The following is a 16,605-nucleotide window of genomic DNA, read 5'->3' on the forward strand; positions in this document are numbered from 1 at the left end:
ACAATGCCGGGCACCTCGCCCCCCCGTGGGGGCAAAGCCAAGCGGGACGAGCCCACCCGGGCGCGGGGAACGGAGTGGGGCGCGGGCCCCGTAAGGTCCCGCGCCCCCCTACCGCTACGTCGTCCGACGCCTCCGCGCCCCCGGCCGCCGCTCCGACGGTCGTGTCACCGGGTCGCCCGCCGCCAGCGCCGTCTCGCGGCGCCGCGCGCCGAAGTCGGCCAGGGCTTCCGCCAGCTTGTGGACGGACGGCTCCGGCGACAGGACGTCGACCCGCAGGCCGTGCTCCTCCGCCGTCTTCGCCGTGGCCGGGCCGATGCAGGCGATGACCGTGACGTTGTGCGGCTTGCCGGCGATGCCGACGAGGTTCCTGACCGTGGACGACGAGGTGAAGAGCACCGCGTCGAAGCCGCCGCCCTTGATCGCCTCGCGGGTCTCCGCCGGCGGCGGCGACGCCCTCACGGTGCGGTACGCCGTGACGTCGTCGACCTCCCAGCCGAGCTCGATGAGCCCCGCGACCAGCGTCTCGGTCGCGATGTCGGCCCGCGGCAGGAAGACGCGGTCGATGGGGTCGAAGACCGGGTCGTACGGCGGCCAGTCCTCGAGGAGGCCCGCCGCGGACTGCTCCCCGCTCGGCACTAGATCCGGCTTCACGCCGAAGTCCACCAACGCCGCCGCGGTCTGCTCGCCGACCGCCGCGACCTTGATCCCGGCGAAGGCGCGGGCGTCGAGCCCGTACTCCTCGAACTTCTCGCGGACGGCCTTGACCGCGTTCACCGAGGTGAAGGCGATCCACTCGTAGCGGCCCGTCACCAGGCCCTTCACCGCCCGCTCCATCTGCTGCGGGGTGCGCGGCGGCTCGACGGCGATGGTCGGGACCTCGTGCGGCACCGCGCCGTAGGAGCGCAGCTGGTCGGAGAGCGAGGCGGCCTGCTCCTTCGTGCGCGGCACGAGGACCTTCCAGCCGAACAGCGGCTTGGACTCGAACCACGCGAGCTGGTCGCGCTGGGCCGGGGAGCATCGCTCGCCGACCACGGCTATGACGGGCTGGTGCCCGTCCGGCGACGGCAGCACCTTCCCCTGCTTGAAGACCTGCGCGATGGTGCCGAGCGTCGCGGTCCAGGTCCGCTGCCGCGTGGTGGTGCCGGCGACGGTCACGGTGAGCGGGGTGTCCGGCTTACGGCCTGCCGCCACCAGCTCTCCCGCGGCCGCGGCGACCGCGTCGAGGGAGGTCGAGACGACGACCGTCCCGTCGGACGAGCCCACCTCGGTCCAGCACCGGTCGTCGGCGGTGCGCGCGTCGACGAAGCGCACGTCCGTGCCCTGCGCGTCGCGCAGCGGGACGCCCGCGTACGCCGGCACGCCGACGGCCGTCGCGATGCCGGGGACGACCTCGAAGGGGATGCCCGCCGAGGCGCAGGCGAGCATCTCCGCGCCGGCGTTGCCGTCGAGGCCGGGGTCGCCGGTCACCGCACGGACGACCCGCTTGCCGCCCCTCGCGGCCTCCATGACAAGATTGGCCGCATCCCTCAACACGGGGACGTCGGCGGTTGTTGACGCCTTGTCAACGACCGTCAGCTCAGGCGTGCTCACGCCCGCGCGCGCATGGCCGCGGACGACGTCGAGCACGTCCGGCTCGGCGATCAGGACGTCCGCACCCGCCAGGGCCTCGACGGCCCTCAGGGTCAGCAGTCCGGGATCACCGGGGCCGGCTCCGAGGAAGGTGACGTGTCCCTGTCCGAACGGAAGGGACGACGCGTGGCTGGCATTGGGGCTGGTGGGGCTCAAAGTGCTCGCTCCCCCATAAGACCGGCCGCACCCTTGGCGAGCATCTCGGCCGCGAGTTCGCGTCCGAGCGCCTCCGCCGCGTCGATCGACGTGGGTACGGGACCGGTGGTGGACAGCTGCACCAGCGTGGAACCGTCGGTGGTGCCGACGATGCCCCGCAGGCGCATTTCGGTGAACTTCTGCCCGCGGCCGGAGTCTTCGGCCAGCAGGTCGGCCAGCGCACCCACGGGTGCGGAGCAGCCGGCCTCCAGGGCGGCGAGCAGGGACCGCTCGGCGGTGACGGCGGCCCGGGTGTGCGGGTCGTCGAGCGCGCCGAGCGTGGCGACGAGTTCCGTGGCGGACGCCACGCACTCGATCGCCAGGGCCCCCTGGCCGGGGGCGGGCAGGACGGTGTCGAGCGACAGGAAGTCGAGCGACAGGGAGCCGGTGAGCTCCTCCGTCCCGCCGATGCGGTTGAGGCCGGCCGCGGCGAGTACCACCGCGTCCAGCTCGCCCTTGTGCACGTATCCGACGCGGGTGTCGATGTTCCCGCGGATCGGCACGGTCTCGATGCGCAGCCCGTGGGACCGCGCGAAGGCGTTGAGCTGCGCCATCCGGCGCGGCGAGCCGGTGCCCACACGGGCGCCGTCCGGCAGCGTCTCCAGCGTCAGCCCGTCGCGCGCGATCAACACGTCGCGCGGGTCCTCGCGCTCCGGGATCGCGGCCAGCGCCAGGTCGGGGTGGAGCGTGGTCGGCAGGTCCTTCAGCGAGTGGACCGCAAAGTCGACCTCGCCGGCGAGCAGCGCGTCGCGCAGCGCGGCGACGAACACTCCGGTGCCGCCGATCTGCGCCAGGTGCTCACGCGACACGTCTCCGTACGTCGTGATCTCCACGAGTTCGACGGGTCGGCCGGTCAGCTGCCGGACCGCGTCGGCCACATGCCCGGACTGGGCCATGGCGAGCCTGCTGCGCCTGGTCCCGAGCCTCAGTGCCCTCTCGGTCATACTCGCCCTCGGTTCTTGACGTCGGCGTCATTCAGGTCGGCCCGGGAGACGGAGGCGACCGCCTCCGGGTCGAGGTCGAAGAGGGTCCGCAGCGCGTCCGCGTACCCGGCGCCGCCGGGTTCGGCGGCGAGCTGCTTGACCCGCACGGTCGGCGCGTGCAGGAGCTTGTCCACCACGCGGCGGACGGTCTGGGTGATCTCGGCGCGGGTCTTGTCGTCGAGACCGGGCAGCCGGCCCTCGAGCCGGGCGACCTCGCCGGCGACCACGTCGGCGGCCATGGCGCGCAGGGCGACCACGGTCGGCGTGATGTGGGCGGCGCGCTGGGCGGCGCCGAAGGCGGCGACCTCGTCGGAGACGATCCCGCGCACCTGGTCGACGTCGCTGGCCATGGGGGCGTCGGCGGAGGCCTCGGCGAGCGACTCGATGTCGACGAGGCGTACGCCGTCCATGCGGTGGACGGCCGCGTCGATGTCGCGGGGCATGGCAAGGTCGAGCAGCGCGAGCGGGGCCGTACGGCCCTGCAGGGCGGTCTCGACGGCTTCGCCGGTCAGGACGAGGCCGGTGGCGCCGGTGCAGGAGACGACGATGTCGGCACGTGTCAGTTCGTCGCCGACGGCAACCATCTCGACCGCGCGCGCGGCGACGCCCGTGCCTCCGGGCTCGGTGAGGATCTCCACCAGCCGGTCGGCGCGGGCCATGGTCCGGTTGGCGATCACGATCTCGGCCACGCCTACGCGCGCCAGCGTGGCGGCGGCCAGCGAGGACATCGAGCCGGCGCCGATCACCAGGGCGCGCTTGCCGGCCGCCCAGGCGTCCACCGGTCCGCCGCCGGCGGCGTCCACGAGTCGCTCGAGGCCGAACGTGACGAGCGACTGCCCGGCGCGGTCGATCCCGGTCTCGCTGTGGGCCCGCTTGCCGACCCGCAGCGCCTGCTGGAACAGGTCGTTCAGGAGCCGGCCGGCGGTGTGCTGGTCCTGGCCGAGCGCGAGGGCGTCCTTGATCTGGCCGAGGATCTGGCCCTCGCCGACGACCATGGAGTCCAGGCCGCAGGCCACCGAGAAGAGGTGGTGGACGGCCCGGTCCTCGTAGTGCACATAGAGATACGGGGTGAGCTCCTCCAGGCCGACGCCGCTGTGCTGGGCGAGCAGCGTGGACAGCTCGGCGACGCCCGCGTGGAACTTGTCCACGTCGGCGTAGAGCTCGATGCGGTTGCAGGTGGCCAGGACGGCGCCCTCGACGGCCGGTTCGGCGGCGAGGGTGTCGTGCAGCAGCTTGATCTGGGTGTCACCGGACAGCGCGGCCCGTTCGAGGACGCTGACCGGGGCGCTGCGGTGGCTCAGCCCGACGACGAGGAGACTCATGCCGGCATCACGGCGGGGGCGTCCCCGTCAGGTCCCTTGCGGCCGCCCTTGCCGCCGGCCGCGGAGCCGCCGGTCGTGGGGGCGTCGGAAGCAGGAGCGTCGGCGGCGGTCTCGGCCGACTGGTACGGCGGCGCGGGCAGGGCGCCGGCGTCCGCCTCCTCGCCGGCCTTGCGCTGCTCGTGGAAGGCGAGGATCTGCAGCTCGATCGAGAGGTCGACCTTGCGCACGTCGACACCGTCCGGCACGGACAGCACGGTCGGCGCGAAGTTCAGGATGGAGGTGACGCCGGCCGCCACGAGCCGGTCGCAGACCTGCTGGGCGACGCCGGCCGGGGTCGCGATGACGCCGATGGAGACGCCGTCCTCCTCGATGATCTTCTCGAGGTCGTCGCTGTGCTGGACGGGGATCCCGGCCACCGGCTTGCCGGTCATGGCGGGGTCGGCGTCGATCAGCGCGGCGACGCGGAAGCCACGGGAGGCGAAGCCGCCGTAGCCGGCGAGCGCGGCGCCGAGGTTACCGATACCGACGATGACCACGGGCCAGTCCTGGGTCAGGCCGAGCTCGCGGGAGATCTGGTAGACGAGGTACTCGACGTCGTAGCCGACACCGCGGGTGCCGTACGAGCCGAGGTAGCTGAAGTCCTTGCGCAGCTTGGCGGAGTTGACCCCCGCCGCGGCCGCGAGCTCCTCGGAGGAGACCGTGGGCACGGAGCGTTCCGACAGCGCGGTGAGCGCGCGCAGATACAGCGGAAGCCGGGCGACGGTGGCCTCGGGGATTCCTCGGCTGCGGGTCGCCGGTCGGTGAGTTCGGCCAGTTGCCACGGTGCTCCTGCGGGATGAGCGGGGCTGCAGGCGGCCAGACGTCCCAGGACCGCCCCGTCGACAGCAGGCTATGTCTTTGTGAACGCGTGCACAAAGATGGTGTCCGTTTTGTCCATGCAAAGTGACCGGGGTCACGCGATGGGTTCGCGCCAGAACGGAACCGCGGATCACGTCAACACGCTGGAAGCCCGAATGGGGCAAAACCGCACACTCTCCTCACGGCCACGCCCCCGAAAGCCAGCAAAACGTCCACGATCGTATCCCCTTTCGGTCAGCCACCCAGTTCACGCCGGAGCCGCCCGGCGTCCACCCGCCAGAACGTGTGCTGTTCACCGTCGACCAGTACGACCGGAATCTGCTCCCAGTAGGCGCGGTGCAGCTCCTCGTCCTGGGTGATGTCCTTCTCCTCCCAGAGTGCTCCTGTCTCCGCGCAGACGGCCTCGATCACGGCACGCGCGTCGTCGCACAGGTGGCACCCCGGCTTGCCGATCAAGGTGACGGTGTGCGGGCCGGTCTTCTTCTTCGTGCGTCCGAACATGGCGTCCATTGTTCACATGCCGGTATCACCACGAGTCGGGAGCGACCGAACACACTGGCTATGCTCACCACATGGCCTCATTGGGATGGCTCACCCCTCGTAAGCGCTCCGCCACCGCACGCAGCGTCCTGGCCGGCGAGGCCGCGGCCGAGGCCGCGCGCAAGAACTCGCAGGAGCAGGAACCCCTGGAGCTCGAGCCGCAGGCCGAGGAGGCCGGGAAGCCCGAGGAACCCGAGTTCCCCGTCGTCGGCGACGAGCGGGCGGCCGCGTTCTTCGACCTCGACAACACCGTCATGCAGGGCGCGGCGATCTTCCACTTCGGCCGCGGCCTGTACAAGCGGAAGTTCTTCGACAGCCGCGACCTGGCCCGCTTCGCCTGGGCTCAGGCCTGGTTCCGGCTCGCCGGGATCGAGGACCCCGAGCACATGCAGGAGGCCCGCGACAGCGCCCTGTCCATCGTCAAGGGCCACCGCGTCTCCGAGCTGATGTCCATCGGCGAGGAGATCTACGACGAGTACATGGCCACCCGCATCTGGCCCGGCACCCGCGCGCTGGCCCAGGCGCACCTCGACGCGGGCCAGAAGGTCTGGCTGGTCACGGCCGCCCCCGTCGAGACGGCCACGATCATCGCCCGCCGGCTCGGTCTGACCGGCGCGCTCGGCACGGTCGCCGAGTCCGTCGACGGCGTCTACACCGGCAAGCTGGTCGGCGAGCTGCTGCACGGCCCGGCGAAGGCCGAGGCCGTCCGCGCCCTGGCCGCGGCCGAGGACCTGGAGCTGGAGCGCTGCGCGGCGTACAGCGACTCGCACAACGACATCCCGATGCTCTCGCTGGTCGGGCATCCGTACGCGGTCAACCCGGACACCAAGCTGCGCAGGCACGCCAGGGCCCGCGAGTGGCGGCTGCGGGACTACCGGACGGGCCGCAAGGCGGCCAAGGTCGGCATCCCGGCGGCCGCGGGCGTCGGAGCGCTGATCGGCGGCGCCGCCGCGGCGGCCGCGCTGCACCGGCGCGCCGTCCAGCGCTGATCACCTCTGACAACACGGGACAGCGCCCTGTCACCCGTCCGTGGTCGAACACCGCCGCGCCTGGCCGTATCAGGCCAATCTGCGTTTCCTACCCGGCACAGGGTCCTGCCAGTCGCATTGTCTACCGCCGAGCACAACGCAGCGTGCAGAACGACAGATCACGAAGCAATTCGATCAACTAACTGACACGAAGTGCTACTTGATCCGCCCATGAGCGGTAACAGATGCGACCCAAACGGTGATTTCAGCAACTGGGTGTAGCGCCGCCTGTACGAAGCGTTATTCTCCTCAGACGCATACCGGAACCCACACGTCGCCACGACGGGTGAACGGTCCCGTACTGCACGTGATCACGTGATGGAAGCTCTGCCTCTGGGAGTCCCGTGTACCCACACGTCGGGGTTGACGCCTCGGGCCTGGCTACGCTGCGCGCAACGGTCCTCGACCACTTGCGCGGCTTCGTCCCCACCGCGTACGCCGGCCTCGCACCCGCCTTCGGCGGACCAGCATTCGCCGGACCGGCGCCCGCCGGTCCGTGCTACGCCCTGGCCGAAAGCGGCGCCGCCGTCGGCAGACGCGGCAACCGCGGCGCCGGCACGTCGACCGCCGCCCGCAGGCCCACCGCCGACAGCGACAGCGCCCGCATGATGGACCTGGTCGAACGCGCCCAGGCCGGCGAGGCCGAGGCCTTCGGCCGGCTCTACGACCAGTACTCCGACACCGTGTACCGCTACATCTACTACCGCGTCGGCGGGAAGGCCACGGCCGAGGACCTCACCAGCGAGACCTTCCTGCGCGCCCTGCGCCGTATCTCCACCTTCACCTGGCAGGGCCGCGACTTCGGCGCCTGGCTGGTCACCATCGCCCGCAACCTGGTCGCGGACCACTTCAAGTCGAGCAGGTTTCGACTCGAAGTGACCACCGGCGAAATGCTCGACGCCAACGAAGTGGAGCGCAGCCCGGAGGACTCGGTCCTGGAGTCCCTCTCCAACGCCGCCCTCCTCGACGCCGTCCGCCGGCTCAACCCCCAGCAGCAGGAGTGCGTCACCCTGCGCTTCCTGCAGGGCCTGTCGGTCGCGGAGACCGCCCGGGTCATGGGCAAGAACGAGGGCGCGATCAAGACCCTCCAGTACCGCGCCGTGCGCACGCTCGCCCGGCTGCTCCCGGACGACGCGCGCTGAGCCATCCCTCCCCCACGTCCCACCCGATGCCCCGCCCCTCTCCCCCCGCAGTCTCTGTCACTTCAACTCACCGTCGGTGACGCCTCGATGACGCACTGGTCCGATCATCTTTCGCGCGTAACCCAAGTGCCGCGCCGCTCGTTGTGCGGGATGCAGGCTCCCTGTGGTCACGCCTTGTCCACTCCGGCTCACACTTTCGTGTGGATTGGCTCAAGGTGTGCAACCTTCCGGACCCCCAGGGGAGTCGACCGTCATGACGAGAGGAGGTGCCGCCAGTGATCGCGAACGTTTCGGCGCACCGGCGGGCGAACGCCTTCGCCCAGGTCCTGGAGGATCGGACGCTCCAGGGCACGGCGGCCGAGCAGCCCGAGGAGTCGGCCGAACCGGCCGAACAGGGAACGCTGCTGGCCCTGGCGCACGGTCTGGGCGAGCTGCCGAAGCCCGCATTGGATCCCGAGACCAAGGTGGTGCAACGAGCCCAGCTCGTCGCCGCCATGGAAGCGATGTTCGCGGAGGGAACCGCGGCCGCGGGCCCTACCGTGCCGGAGCAACGGGCCCCCAGCGGCCGGGGAGCCCACCGCGCCTCCCCGCTCCGGAAATTGCGCCCCCGCTCCCGCTGGTCCAAGGGCCTGGCGGCGGGCGGCCTCACGGTCGGTGTGGCCGCGGGCGCGTTCAGCGGTGTGGCCGCTGCGAGTTCCGACGCCCTCCCGGGTGACTCGCTCTACGGCCTCAAGCGCGGCATGGAAGACCTGAAGCTCGGTATGGCGGACGACGACGCGGACCGCGGCGGCATCTACCTCGACCAGGCCTCCACGCGGCTCAGCGAGGCCCGCCGGCTGATGGAGCGCACCCGCGCCGGAGACCTCGACCACGAGTCCCTCGGCGAGATCCGCCGCGCGCTGGGCGGCATGCAGCACGACGCCGCCGAGGGCCACCGCCTGCTGCGCCTGGCCTACGACCGGGACGGCGAGATCGGCCCGATGGCCCGGCTCGACGCCTTCGCCCAGTCCCACCGGTCGACCTGGCAGGGGCTGCGCAACCGCCTCCCCGTCCAGCTGACCGACGTCGGCAACCGGGTCAACGACGTGTTCGTCGCCATAGACGAGGACGTGAAGCCGCTCCGGTCGGTGCTCCCCCGCACCATGGACAACGGACCCGGCGGCACCACCCTCCCCGGCGACGGAGCCGGCACGCCCGGTACGAGCGCCGACCCGCGCACCCCGTCGGAGCCGTCCGCCCCCGGCGCGTCCGGCGACGCCACCCGGCCGCACCCCTCGGGCAGCGGCTCCGGCACGACGGACCCCGAGGACGACGGCCTGCTCGGCGGCGGCCCGGGCGGCCTGCTCGACCCACCGCAGTCGGGCACCAGCCCGGCCCCCTCCGGCGGCCAGTCCACCGCCCCCCGCCCCGACGTCACCCTCCCGCCCCTCCTGCCGGGCCTCCTCCCAGGCCTCGGCATCGACAGCGAGAAGGCCGACTAGCGGCAGACGGCAACGCACGAAGGGGCGCCCCTCACCACGAGGGGCGCCCCTTCACGCACAGGCGGCCGTCAGAAGAACACCGACCGCCTCTGCACCAGCAGCGTGGCCCCTTCGTCTCCGCCCTCCTCGTCAGAAGAACACCGACCGCCGCTGCACCAGCAGCTTGTACAGGGTGTGCTGGATCTGCTCACGTACCTGGTCGGTCAGGTTGAACATCAGCATCGGGTCCTCCGCCGCCTCCGGCGGATAGCCGTCCGTCTCGATCGGCTCGCCGAACTGGATCGTCCACTTCGTCGGCAGCGGCACCGCGCCCAGCGGCCCCAGCCACGGGAACGTCGGCGTGATCGGGAAGTACGGGATGCCCAGGATCCGGGCCAGCGTCTTCGCGTTGCCGATCATCGGGTAGATCTCCTCCGCCCCGACGATCGAGCACGGCACGATCGGCACCCCGGCCCGCAGCGCCGTCGACACGAACCCGCCCCGCCCGAACCGCTGCAGCTTGTACCGCTCCCCGAACGGCTTCCCGATGCCCTTGAAGCCCTCCGGCATGACGCCCACGATCTCGCCCCGGCTCAGCAGCCGCTCCGCGTCCTCCGCGCACGCCAGCGTGTGCCCGGCCTTGCGCGCCAGCTCGTTGACCACCGGCAGCACGAAGACCAGATCCGCCGCGAGCAGCCGCAGATGACGGCCCGCCGGATGGTTGTCGTGCACGGCGACCTGCATCATCAGCCCGTCCAGCGGCAGCGTCCCCGAATGGTTCGCCACCACCAGCGCCCCGCCCTTCGACGGGATGTTCTCGACGCCCTTCACCTCGACCCGGAAGTACTTCTCGTACAGCGGCCGCAGCAGCGACATCAGCACCTGGTCGGTGAGCTCCTCGTCGTACCCGAACTCGTCGACCTCGTACTCGCCCGTCACCCGCCGGCGCAGGAACGCCAGACCGCCCGCGAGCCGCCGCTCCCAGCCGCTCGGTGACGCCCCGGCGGCCTCCCCCGCCCCGGACGGCCCCTGAGGCCCCTGAGGCTCCTGGGCGACCTCCAGCGGCGGCCGCGCCTGCGCCGGAAGCGGACTCACCGCGTCCCGGCCCGCGGCCGCCCCGGAGCCGGCGGGCCGCCGCCTGGCGCGCGAACGGTCGTCGTCGAACGGAATGACCTTGGCGTCCGCCATCGTTACGCGCGCTCCCTCGTACTCGTCGTGCTGGTACTCGTCGTCAGCCGGGCGGCGACCCGGTCCACCGCTCCGGCCAGGGTCTCCGGCGGCAGCAGCCCCGGCCCGCGGCTGCGCGCGAAGTCCGCGAAGGTCTCGGCCGTGGTGAACCGCGGCGTGAACCCGAGCGTTTCGCGCAGCTGCACCGTCGAGACCACCCGGCCGTGCGTCAGCAGCCGGATCTGCTCCGGCGAGAAGTCCGTCATCCCCACCGTCCGCAGCGCCTGGCCCACCCAGGTCACCGCCGGCAGCAGCACCGGCACCGTCGGCCGGCCGAGCCGGCGGGCGCACTGCGACAGCGTCAGCACCCCGTCGCCCGCCACGTTGAACGTGCCGCTGTTGAGCGTCGCCCGGCGCGGCTCGCGCGAGGCGATCCGCAGCACGTCGATCACATCGTCCTCGTGCACGAACTGCAGCCGCGGGTCGTAGCCGAACACCGTCGGCAGCAGCGGCAACGACAGGTACTCGGCCAGGGGAGAGTCCGCCGAGGGCCCCAGGATGTTCGCGAACCGCAGCACGCACACCGCCACGTCCGGGCGGCGCCGCGCGAAGCCCCGTACGTACCCCTCGACCTCGACGGCGTCCTTCGCGAAACCGCCGCTCGGCAGCGACTTCGGCGGCGTCGTCTCGGTGAACACGGCCGGGTCGCGCGGCGCGGAGCCGTACACGCTGGTACTGGACTTCACCACCAGCCGCTTGATCCGCGGCGACTTCTGGCACGCCCCGAGCAGCTGCATCGTGCCGATGACGTTGGTCTCCTTGACCGACGTCCGGCCGCCCGCGCCCAGCGGCGTCCCGGTGACGTCCATGTGGACGACCGTGTCGACGTCGTGCTCGGCGAGCACCTTCGCGATCGCCGGCTGGCGGATGTCCGCCCGCACGAAGTCCGCGCCGCCCAGTCCGTGCTCCGGCGCCACGGCGTCGACCGCGACGACCCGCTCCACCTCGGGGTCACGCTGGATGCGGCGGACGAACCGTCCGCCGAGCTGCCGGGCCACACCGGTGACGAGCACGACCTTGCCCAAGATCAGCGCCTTCCCTTCGGGTCCACCCCTGGTCCCCTGGGCGTCACCGTAGCGGTTGGCTGTTGCGCTGTGATGACCGCAGGGTGCAACCGGGCGAAAAACGGCGTGGCCCCTCCACCGGAACGGTGAAGGGGCCACGCCAGACGCGCATGAAGCCCGTCGCGGAACAGCTGTCGCTTACTTCTTGTTGCGACGCTGAACGCGGGTGCGCTTGAGCAGCTTGCGGTGCTTCTTCTTGGCCATCCGCTTACGCCGCTTCTTGATAACAGAGCCCACGACTACCCTCGCTCACTACTCGGAACATCCCCGCGCCAGCGGGGATCGGTGCGGGGCGTCTGGGCCCACACGACCTACGTCGGCCTAGCCTACCCGGCCGAGCACCGAGCTTGTAATCCGAGGGGGACGAGAACCCCCGGGGATCCGCCGGAAACCTCCCGGGAATCTTCCGGGGAACTCCCGGCTACGCGGTCTCGACCCCCACGAAGGACTCCCGGAGGTACTCGTGCACCGCTTGCTCCGGCACCCGGAACGACCTGCCCACCCGGATGGCCGGCAGATGACCGCTGTGCACCAAGCGGTACACGGTCATCTTCGACACACGCATCACCGCGGCGACTTCCGCCACGGTCAGAAACTTGACCTCGTTGAGAGGCCTCTCGCCAGCAGCCATGACCCACCTGTACCTTCCGCACACGACGCCCACCGGCTTCCCCTCCGGTGACTTTGCGTCGCTGTGCGCTCACTCCCCAGATTAGGGGCGGGTGATGCAAGTGGGGAAGAGGAGTTGCCATCGGCCGCCTACTGTGACAGACATGCTCGATTGAGTACATAGCGCGTCAGCGGACGGTAGTAAGCGGACCGTACGGCGTCATCGAGCGGAACCGCGACGGACACCCGCCCCTCCGCCTCGCCGACGAACAGCGCCGGATCGTCCGTGTCCGCCAGGCCGATCGCCTCAATGCCCAGCTGACCAGCCCCGCAGACCCAGCCGTGGTCCCCGACCACGAGCTCCGGCAGCGGCAGCCCGGCGTCCGCCACCCCCTCCAGGGCGGCCCTGACCGGCAGCGGCGAGTGCGTGTGCGCCCCCGCTTCGCGCCCGGCGGCGGACGCGCCGGGTTCGCGCACGAACGCGACGCCCCGTACGTAGTCGAGGTTGTACGTGCGTAGGCCGAACCGGGTCGTTATGTCGACACATCGCCCCTGCGACGGTGTGAGAACAAGACAGCCCGCCGCCGACATCGCGTCCGCGAGCCCGGCGTAGAACCCCAGCAAACGGTGCGGATGACCCGTCCCGAACAGCACCGGAGCCCGCCGCGCCGCCGCCGCACGCAACCGCGCCGCGAACGCCGCCAGACCGCCCAGCGTCCGCTCCGGATCGATGACGTCGGGCCCCGTACGGTGCGACGGATCGTCCGACACCCCGCACTTGGCCACCATCAGCCGCAGCAGCTCCGCCTCGTCCCAGCCCCGCTCGGGATGCAGCCCCAGCGTCGCCCGCGGATCACGCGCCGCGAAGAGCCGGTAACTGCGCAGACTCTCCTCCCGCGAGGTCGACACCCGGCCGGCCAGCCCCGCCGCCAACAGATGCGCACGCAACGCCCCGGTACTCAGCACCACTCGATGCTGCCGCAGACCCCGCCGCCGAGCGCCAAAACCCGCCACGGACACCACAGTTGGCGTAACGACGCGGCACACCGGCCGAATGCCGCCGCCCCCGGGACCACCGGCCCCTACTGCCGGGGCCCGCTGCTGGGCCCTCTGCCCGGGGCGCGCGCAACCTCAGGCCAGCAGCCCCCGCAGCGGGAACGCCGCCCGCCGCGTCGCCAGCACCGCCTGGTCCAGCCGGTCCGCCGGGTCGTAGCCCTCCGACCAGTCCCGCCACTGCACCGGCCACCGGCCGTCCGTCATCCGCCCCGGCCCCAGCTGCCGCGTCCGCGCGTACACCAGGTCCTTCCACTCCTGCGGGATCACCGACTCCGGCTCCACCGGAGCGTGCGCCGCGATCCCCACCAGATGCGTCCACGACCGCGGCACCACGTCCACCACCGCGTACCCGCCGCCGCCCAGCGCCACCCAGCGCCCGTCCGCGTACGCGTGCGCCAGGTCGTGACACGCCTCCTGCACCGCCCGCTGCGCGTCCAGCGACACCGCCAGATGCGCCAGCGGATCCTCGAAGTGCGTGTCCGCACCGTGCTGCGTCACCAGCACCTGCGGCCGGAACTCTGCCAGCAGCTCCGGCACCACCGCGTGGAACGCCCGCAGCCAGCCCTCGTCCCCGGTCCCCGGCGGCAGCGCCACATTCACCGCCCCGCCCTCGCCGGCGCCCGGCGCACCCGTCTCCTCCGGCCAGCCGGTCTGCGGGAACAGATTCCGCGGATGCTCGTGCAGCGAGATCGTCAGGACCCGCGGGTCCTCCCAGAACGCCGCCTGCACCCCGTCCCCGTGATGCACGTCCACATCCACGTACGCCACACGCTCCGCACCCAGCTCGAGGAGCCGGGCGATCGCCAGCGACGCGTCGTTGTAGATGCAGAACCCGGACGCCGACCCCGGCATCGCATGGTGCAGCCCGCCCGCGAAGTTCACCGCGTGCCCGGCGTCACCGCGCCACACCGCCTCCGCCGCGCCCACCGACTGCCCGGCGATCAGCGCCGACGCCTCGTGCATGCCCGCGAACGCCGGATCGTCGACCGTCCCCAGGCCGTACGCCTGGTCCGCCGCCTTCGGGTCCGCGGACGCCGCCCGCACCGCCGCCACGTAGTCCTCACGGTGCACCAGCCGCAGCGTCGAGACCCCGGCCGGCTTCGCCGCCATCACGTCCACCCGGCGGTCGAGCCCGTACGCCCGCACCAGCCCCATGGTCAGCGCGAGACGCACCGGATCCATCGGATGCTCGGGCCCGAAGTCGTACCCCGTGACAGCTTCATCCCACATCAACAGTGCGCGGCCGCTCATGCCCGCCACCGTATCGGTCCGCCCGGACACCGAACGACGTGGCGTACACCACCGTCACCAGGACCAGCACCATCGGCACCATCATCGCCCCGCGATAGCTCCACGCATCGCCCAGCGCGCCCACCAGCGGAGAACCGATCAGGAAACCCACGTAGTTGAACACGTTGAGCCGCGCCACCGCCGCGTCCGACGCCCCCGGGAACAACCGCCCCGCCGCCGCGAACGTCTGCGGCACGACGACGCTCAGACCGAGACCGAGGACGGTGAACCCGGCCATCCCCACCCAGGCCCCCTGCGCCCCCGCCACCACAGCGAACCCCAGCGCCGCGAGCACCGCACCCGCCCGAACCACGGCCACCGCACCGAACCGCCGCACGCCCAGATCACCGACCGCCCGCCCGAGCAGCGTCGTCACCATGTACGCGTTGTACGGGACCGTCGCCAGCTCCTCCGAGCTGTGCAGCACGTCCTGCAGGTACTTCGCCGACCAGTTGGAGACCGTCGAGTCCCCGATGTACGCGAACGTCATCACGAAACACAGCGGCAGCAGCAGCTTGAACGCCACCCCGCCGCCGCCCGCCGCCTCGCCGGCGCCGTCGCCACCGGGCTCCCCGTCCACGTACCAGCGGCTCCCCGCCAACGCCAGCGGCAACAGCAACGCCACCACCGGCAGATACGACACGAACAACGACAGGTGCCAGTGCGCCCCCGCCCACGCCAGCGACGCGCCCGCGATGCCGCCGAGACTGTACGCGGCGTGGAAGCCGAGCATGATGCTCCGCCCGTACGCCCGCTGCAGGCTCACCCCGAGCATGTTCATCGAGGCGTCGAGCGCACCGACCGCGAGCCCGAACACCCCCAGCGCCACGCCCACGTGCCACAGCTGCGACCCCGCCCCGACGCCCAGCAGCGCCAGCAGCACGACGGGCTGCGCCCACCGCAGCACCACGGACGGCGGCACCGTCGCGACGAGCTTCTCCGTCGCCACGCTGCCGACCCCGGCGAGGATCGGCACCGCGGCGAGGAACACGGGCAGCAGCCCGTCGGAGATCCCGTACCGGTCCTGGATCGCCGGTATCCGGGTCACCAGCAGGGCGAAGGTCACGCCCTGCACGAAGAAAGCGACCGCGAGGGACCCGCGTCCACGCCGCACACGCGCATCTGTCATGGCGGCACAGCGTAGGGGTGGACCCTACCGATGGGTAGATGGATCACAGTCCCAATATGGGAAGCAGCTCCTCCATGCGCGAGAAGTGCCCGGTGGCCCCGGCGAGCCGCTCGCGCGGCGTCATCGCCGTGTACCCGTACACGTCCATCCCCGCCGCCACCGCCGCCTGGACGCCCAGCCGGCTGTCCTCGACGACTACGCACCGCTCGGGCGCGACGCCCAGCCGCGCGGCCGCGTGCAGGAAGAGGTCCGGCGCCGGCTTCCCCCGCCCGACGTCCTGCGCGCTGAACACGTGCTCGTCCCGGAACCAGGCGTCGAGCCCGGTCTTCCGGTGCCCGACCCGGATCCGCTCATGGCTCCCGGAGGACGCCACGCAGTACGGAACGCCCTCCGCCACGAGCCGCTTCAGCACGTCGAAGACCCCCGCCACGGGCTCCAACTCCCGCTCGAACGCCGCAAAGGTGCGGGCGTGCAGAGTGTCGTCGAAGTCCTCCGGCAACCGCTGCCCGGTCCGCTCGAGGATCACATCGTGCACCCGGTGCACGGCAGCCCCCATGTAGTCGCGGAGCGAGTCCTCGTACGAGGTGGGGTGCCCGAGCTCGCTCAGGTAGCCGGCCAGGATGGTGTTCGCCAGCGGCTCGCTGTCGACGAGCACACCGTCGTTGTCGAAGACGACCAGTTCATAGCGCATGGAGCAAACCTAGAGCCTCCCCCGTACCCGCTGGATACGTTGGTGGGGCACCCACCAGGAGAAACACGCATAACGCAGAAAAGCCCCGCACCAGAGGTGCGGGGCTTTCCCGTAAAGTTTGTTCGGCGGCGTCCTACTCTCCCACAGGGTCCCCCCTGCAGTACCATCGGCGCTGAAAGGCTTAGCTTCCGGGTTCGGAATGTAACCGGGCGTTTCCCTAACGCTATGACCACCGAAACACTATGAAGTTGAACCGCCGCACCACCCGAAGGGGGGCGTGTTCGTTACTTCAGAACTAACACAGTGGACGCGAGCAACTGAGGACAAGCCCTCGGCCTATTAGTACCGGTCAGCTCCACCCATTACTGGGCTTCCACATCCG

16 protein-coding genes and 1 rRNA gene are annotated in these 16,605 nt (G+C 71.5%); 3 read left to right on the plus strand and 14 right to left on the minus strand.

Annotated elements, in window-relative coordinates; genetic code table 11:
* Positions 1-114: 114 nt before the first annotated feature.
* The 5 genes from ACGFMM_RS14000 to ACGFMM_RS14020 form a co-directional block, all read right to left on the minus strand.
* Positions 115-1,785: a uroporphyrinogen-III synthase gene (locus ACGFMM_RS14000; RefSeq protein ID WP_393646252.1), complete on the minus strand. Its 1,671-nt coding sequence runs from the start codon at positions 1,783-1,785 to the stop codon at positions 115-117.
* A complete protein-coding gene (gene hemC / locus ACGFMM_RS14005; RefSeq protein WP_393646253.1) occupies positions 1,782-2,768 on the minus strand; it encodes a hydroxymethylbilane synthase in 987 nt (328 codons plus the stop codon). Before hemC ends, ACGFMM_RS14000 begins: the two co-directional genes overlap by 4 nt.
* Complete coding sequence (locus ACGFMM_RS14010) at positions 2,765-4,129, minus strand: glutamyl-tRNA reductase (RefSeq protein WP_393646254.1); 1,365 nt, start codon at positions 4,127-4,129, stop codon at positions 2,765-2,767. The genes hemC and ACGFMM_RS14010 overlap by 4 nt, the downstream gene beginning before the upstream one ends.
* The gene (locus ACGFMM_RS14015) at positions 4,126-4,950 is read right to left on the minus strand and encodes a redox-sensing transcriptional repressor Rex (RefSeq protein WP_393646255.1); all 825 of its coding nucleotides are present in this window, start codon (positions 4,948-4,950) and stop codon (positions 4,126-4,128) included. Before ACGFMM_RS14015 ends, ACGFMM_RS14010 begins: the two co-directional genes overlap by 4 nt.
* Positions 4,951-5,221: 271 nt before the next feature.
* Positions 5,222-5,497, minus strand: coding sequence for a glutaredoxin family protein (locus ACGFMM_RS14020; protein ID WP_393646257.1), 276 nt, complete (start codon positions 5,495-5,497; stop codon positions 5,222-5,224).
* A 62-nt stretch (positions 5,498-5,559) separates the two neighbouring features.
* Between ACGFMM_RS14020 and ACGFMM_RS14025 the strand changes: the two genes are divergently transcribed.
* The 3 genes from ACGFMM_RS14025 to ACGFMM_RS14035 all read left to right on the plus strand — a co-directional run bounded on the left by ACGFMM_RS14025 (position 5,560) and on the right by ACGFMM_RS14035 (position 9,178).
* A complete protein-coding gene (locus tag ACGFMM_RS14025; RefSeq protein ID WP_393646258.1) occupies positions 5,560-6,516 on the plus strand; it encodes an HAD family hydrolase in 957 nt (318 codons plus the stop codon).
* Between the two features lie 383 nt (positions 6,517-6,899).
* The gene (locus ACGFMM_RS14030; RefSeq protein ID WP_393646260.1) at positions 6,900-7,697 is read left to right on the plus strand and encodes an ECF subfamily RNA polymerase sigma factor, BldN family; all 798 of its coding nucleotides are present in this window, start codon (positions 6,900-6,902) and stop codon (positions 7,695-7,697) included.
* 275 nt (positions 7,698-7,972) lie between these two features.
* Positions 7,973-9,178, plus strand: a complete 1,206-nt coding sequence (locus ACGFMM_RS14035) for a DUF5667 domain-containing protein (protein WP_393646262.1) — start codon at positions 7,973-7,975, stop codon at positions 9,176-9,178.
* A 129-nt stretch (positions 9,179-9,307) separates the two neighbouring features.
* Here ACGFMM_RS14035 and ACGFMM_RS14040 read toward each other — a convergent pair whose 3' ends face one another.
* From ACGFMM_RS14040 to rrf, 9 genes are all read right to left on the minus strand, one after another.
* Positions 9,308-10,345 (minus strand): lysophospholipid acyltransferase family protein, encoded by a 1,038-nt coding sequence (locus ACGFMM_RS14040; protein WP_393646264.1) that lies wholly within the window; start codon positions 10,343-10,345, stop codon positions 9,308-9,310.
* A 2-nt stretch (positions 10,346-10,347) separates the two neighbouring features.
* Positions 10,348-11,409: an NAD-dependent epimerase/dehydratase family protein gene (locus ACGFMM_RS14045; RefSeq protein WP_393646265.1), complete on the minus strand. Its 1,062-nt coding sequence runs from the start codon at positions 11,407-11,409 to the stop codon at positions 10,348-10,350.
* Positions 11,410-11,586: 177 nt separating this feature from the next.
* Complete coding sequence (locus tag ACGFMM_RS14050) at positions 11,587-11,685, minus strand: 30S ribosomal protein bS22 (protein WP_003948845.1); 99 nt, start codon at positions 11,683-11,685, stop codon at positions 11,587-11,589.
* A 184-nt stretch (positions 11,686-11,869) separates the two neighbouring features.
* The gene (locus tag ACGFMM_RS14055) at positions 11,870-12,079 is read right to left on the minus strand and encodes a helix-turn-helix domain-containing protein (RefSeq protein WP_393646267.1); all 210 of its coding nucleotides are present in this window, start codon (positions 12,077-12,079) and stop codon (positions 11,870-11,872) included.
* 128 nt (positions 12,080-12,207) lie between these two features.
* Positions 12,208-13,023 carry a phosphatase gene (locus tag ACGFMM_RS14060; protein ID WP_393646268.1) on the minus strand — a complete coding sequence of 272 codons (816 nt, stop codon included), beginning with the start codon at positions 13,021-13,023 and terminating at the stop codon, positions 12,208-12,210.
* Between the two features lie 165 nt (positions 13,024-13,188).
* Positions 13,189-14,364, minus strand: coding sequence for an acetoin utilization protein AcuC (locus tag ACGFMM_RS14065; protein ID WP_393646270.1), 1,176 nt, complete (start codon positions 14,362-14,364; stop codon positions 13,189-13,191).
* Positions 14,333-15,532 carry an MFS transporter gene (locus tag ACGFMM_RS14070; RefSeq protein WP_393646272.1) on the minus strand — a complete coding sequence of 400 codons (1,200 nt, stop codon included), beginning with the start codon at positions 15,530-15,532 and terminating at the stop codon, positions 14,333-14,335. Before ACGFMM_RS14070 ends, ACGFMM_RS14065 begins: the two co-directional genes overlap by 32 nt.
* A gap of 43 nt (positions 15,533-15,575) precedes the next feature.
* A complete protein-coding gene (locus tag ACGFMM_RS14075; protein WP_393646274.1) occupies positions 15,576-16,223 on the minus strand; it encodes an HAD family hydrolase in 648 nt (215 codons plus the stop codon).
* A 120-nt stretch (positions 16,224-16,343) separates the two neighbouring features.
* Positions 16,344-16,460, minus strand: a 5S ribosomal RNA gene (gene rrf, locus ACGFMM_RS14080).
* Positions 16,461-16,605 lie beyond the last annotated feature (145 nt).

It is taken from the genome of Streptomyces sp. NPDC048604, from assembly GCF_043199435.1.
Classification (GTDB): Bacteria; Actinomycetota; Actinomycetes; order Streptomycetales; family Streptomycetaceae; genus Streptomyces.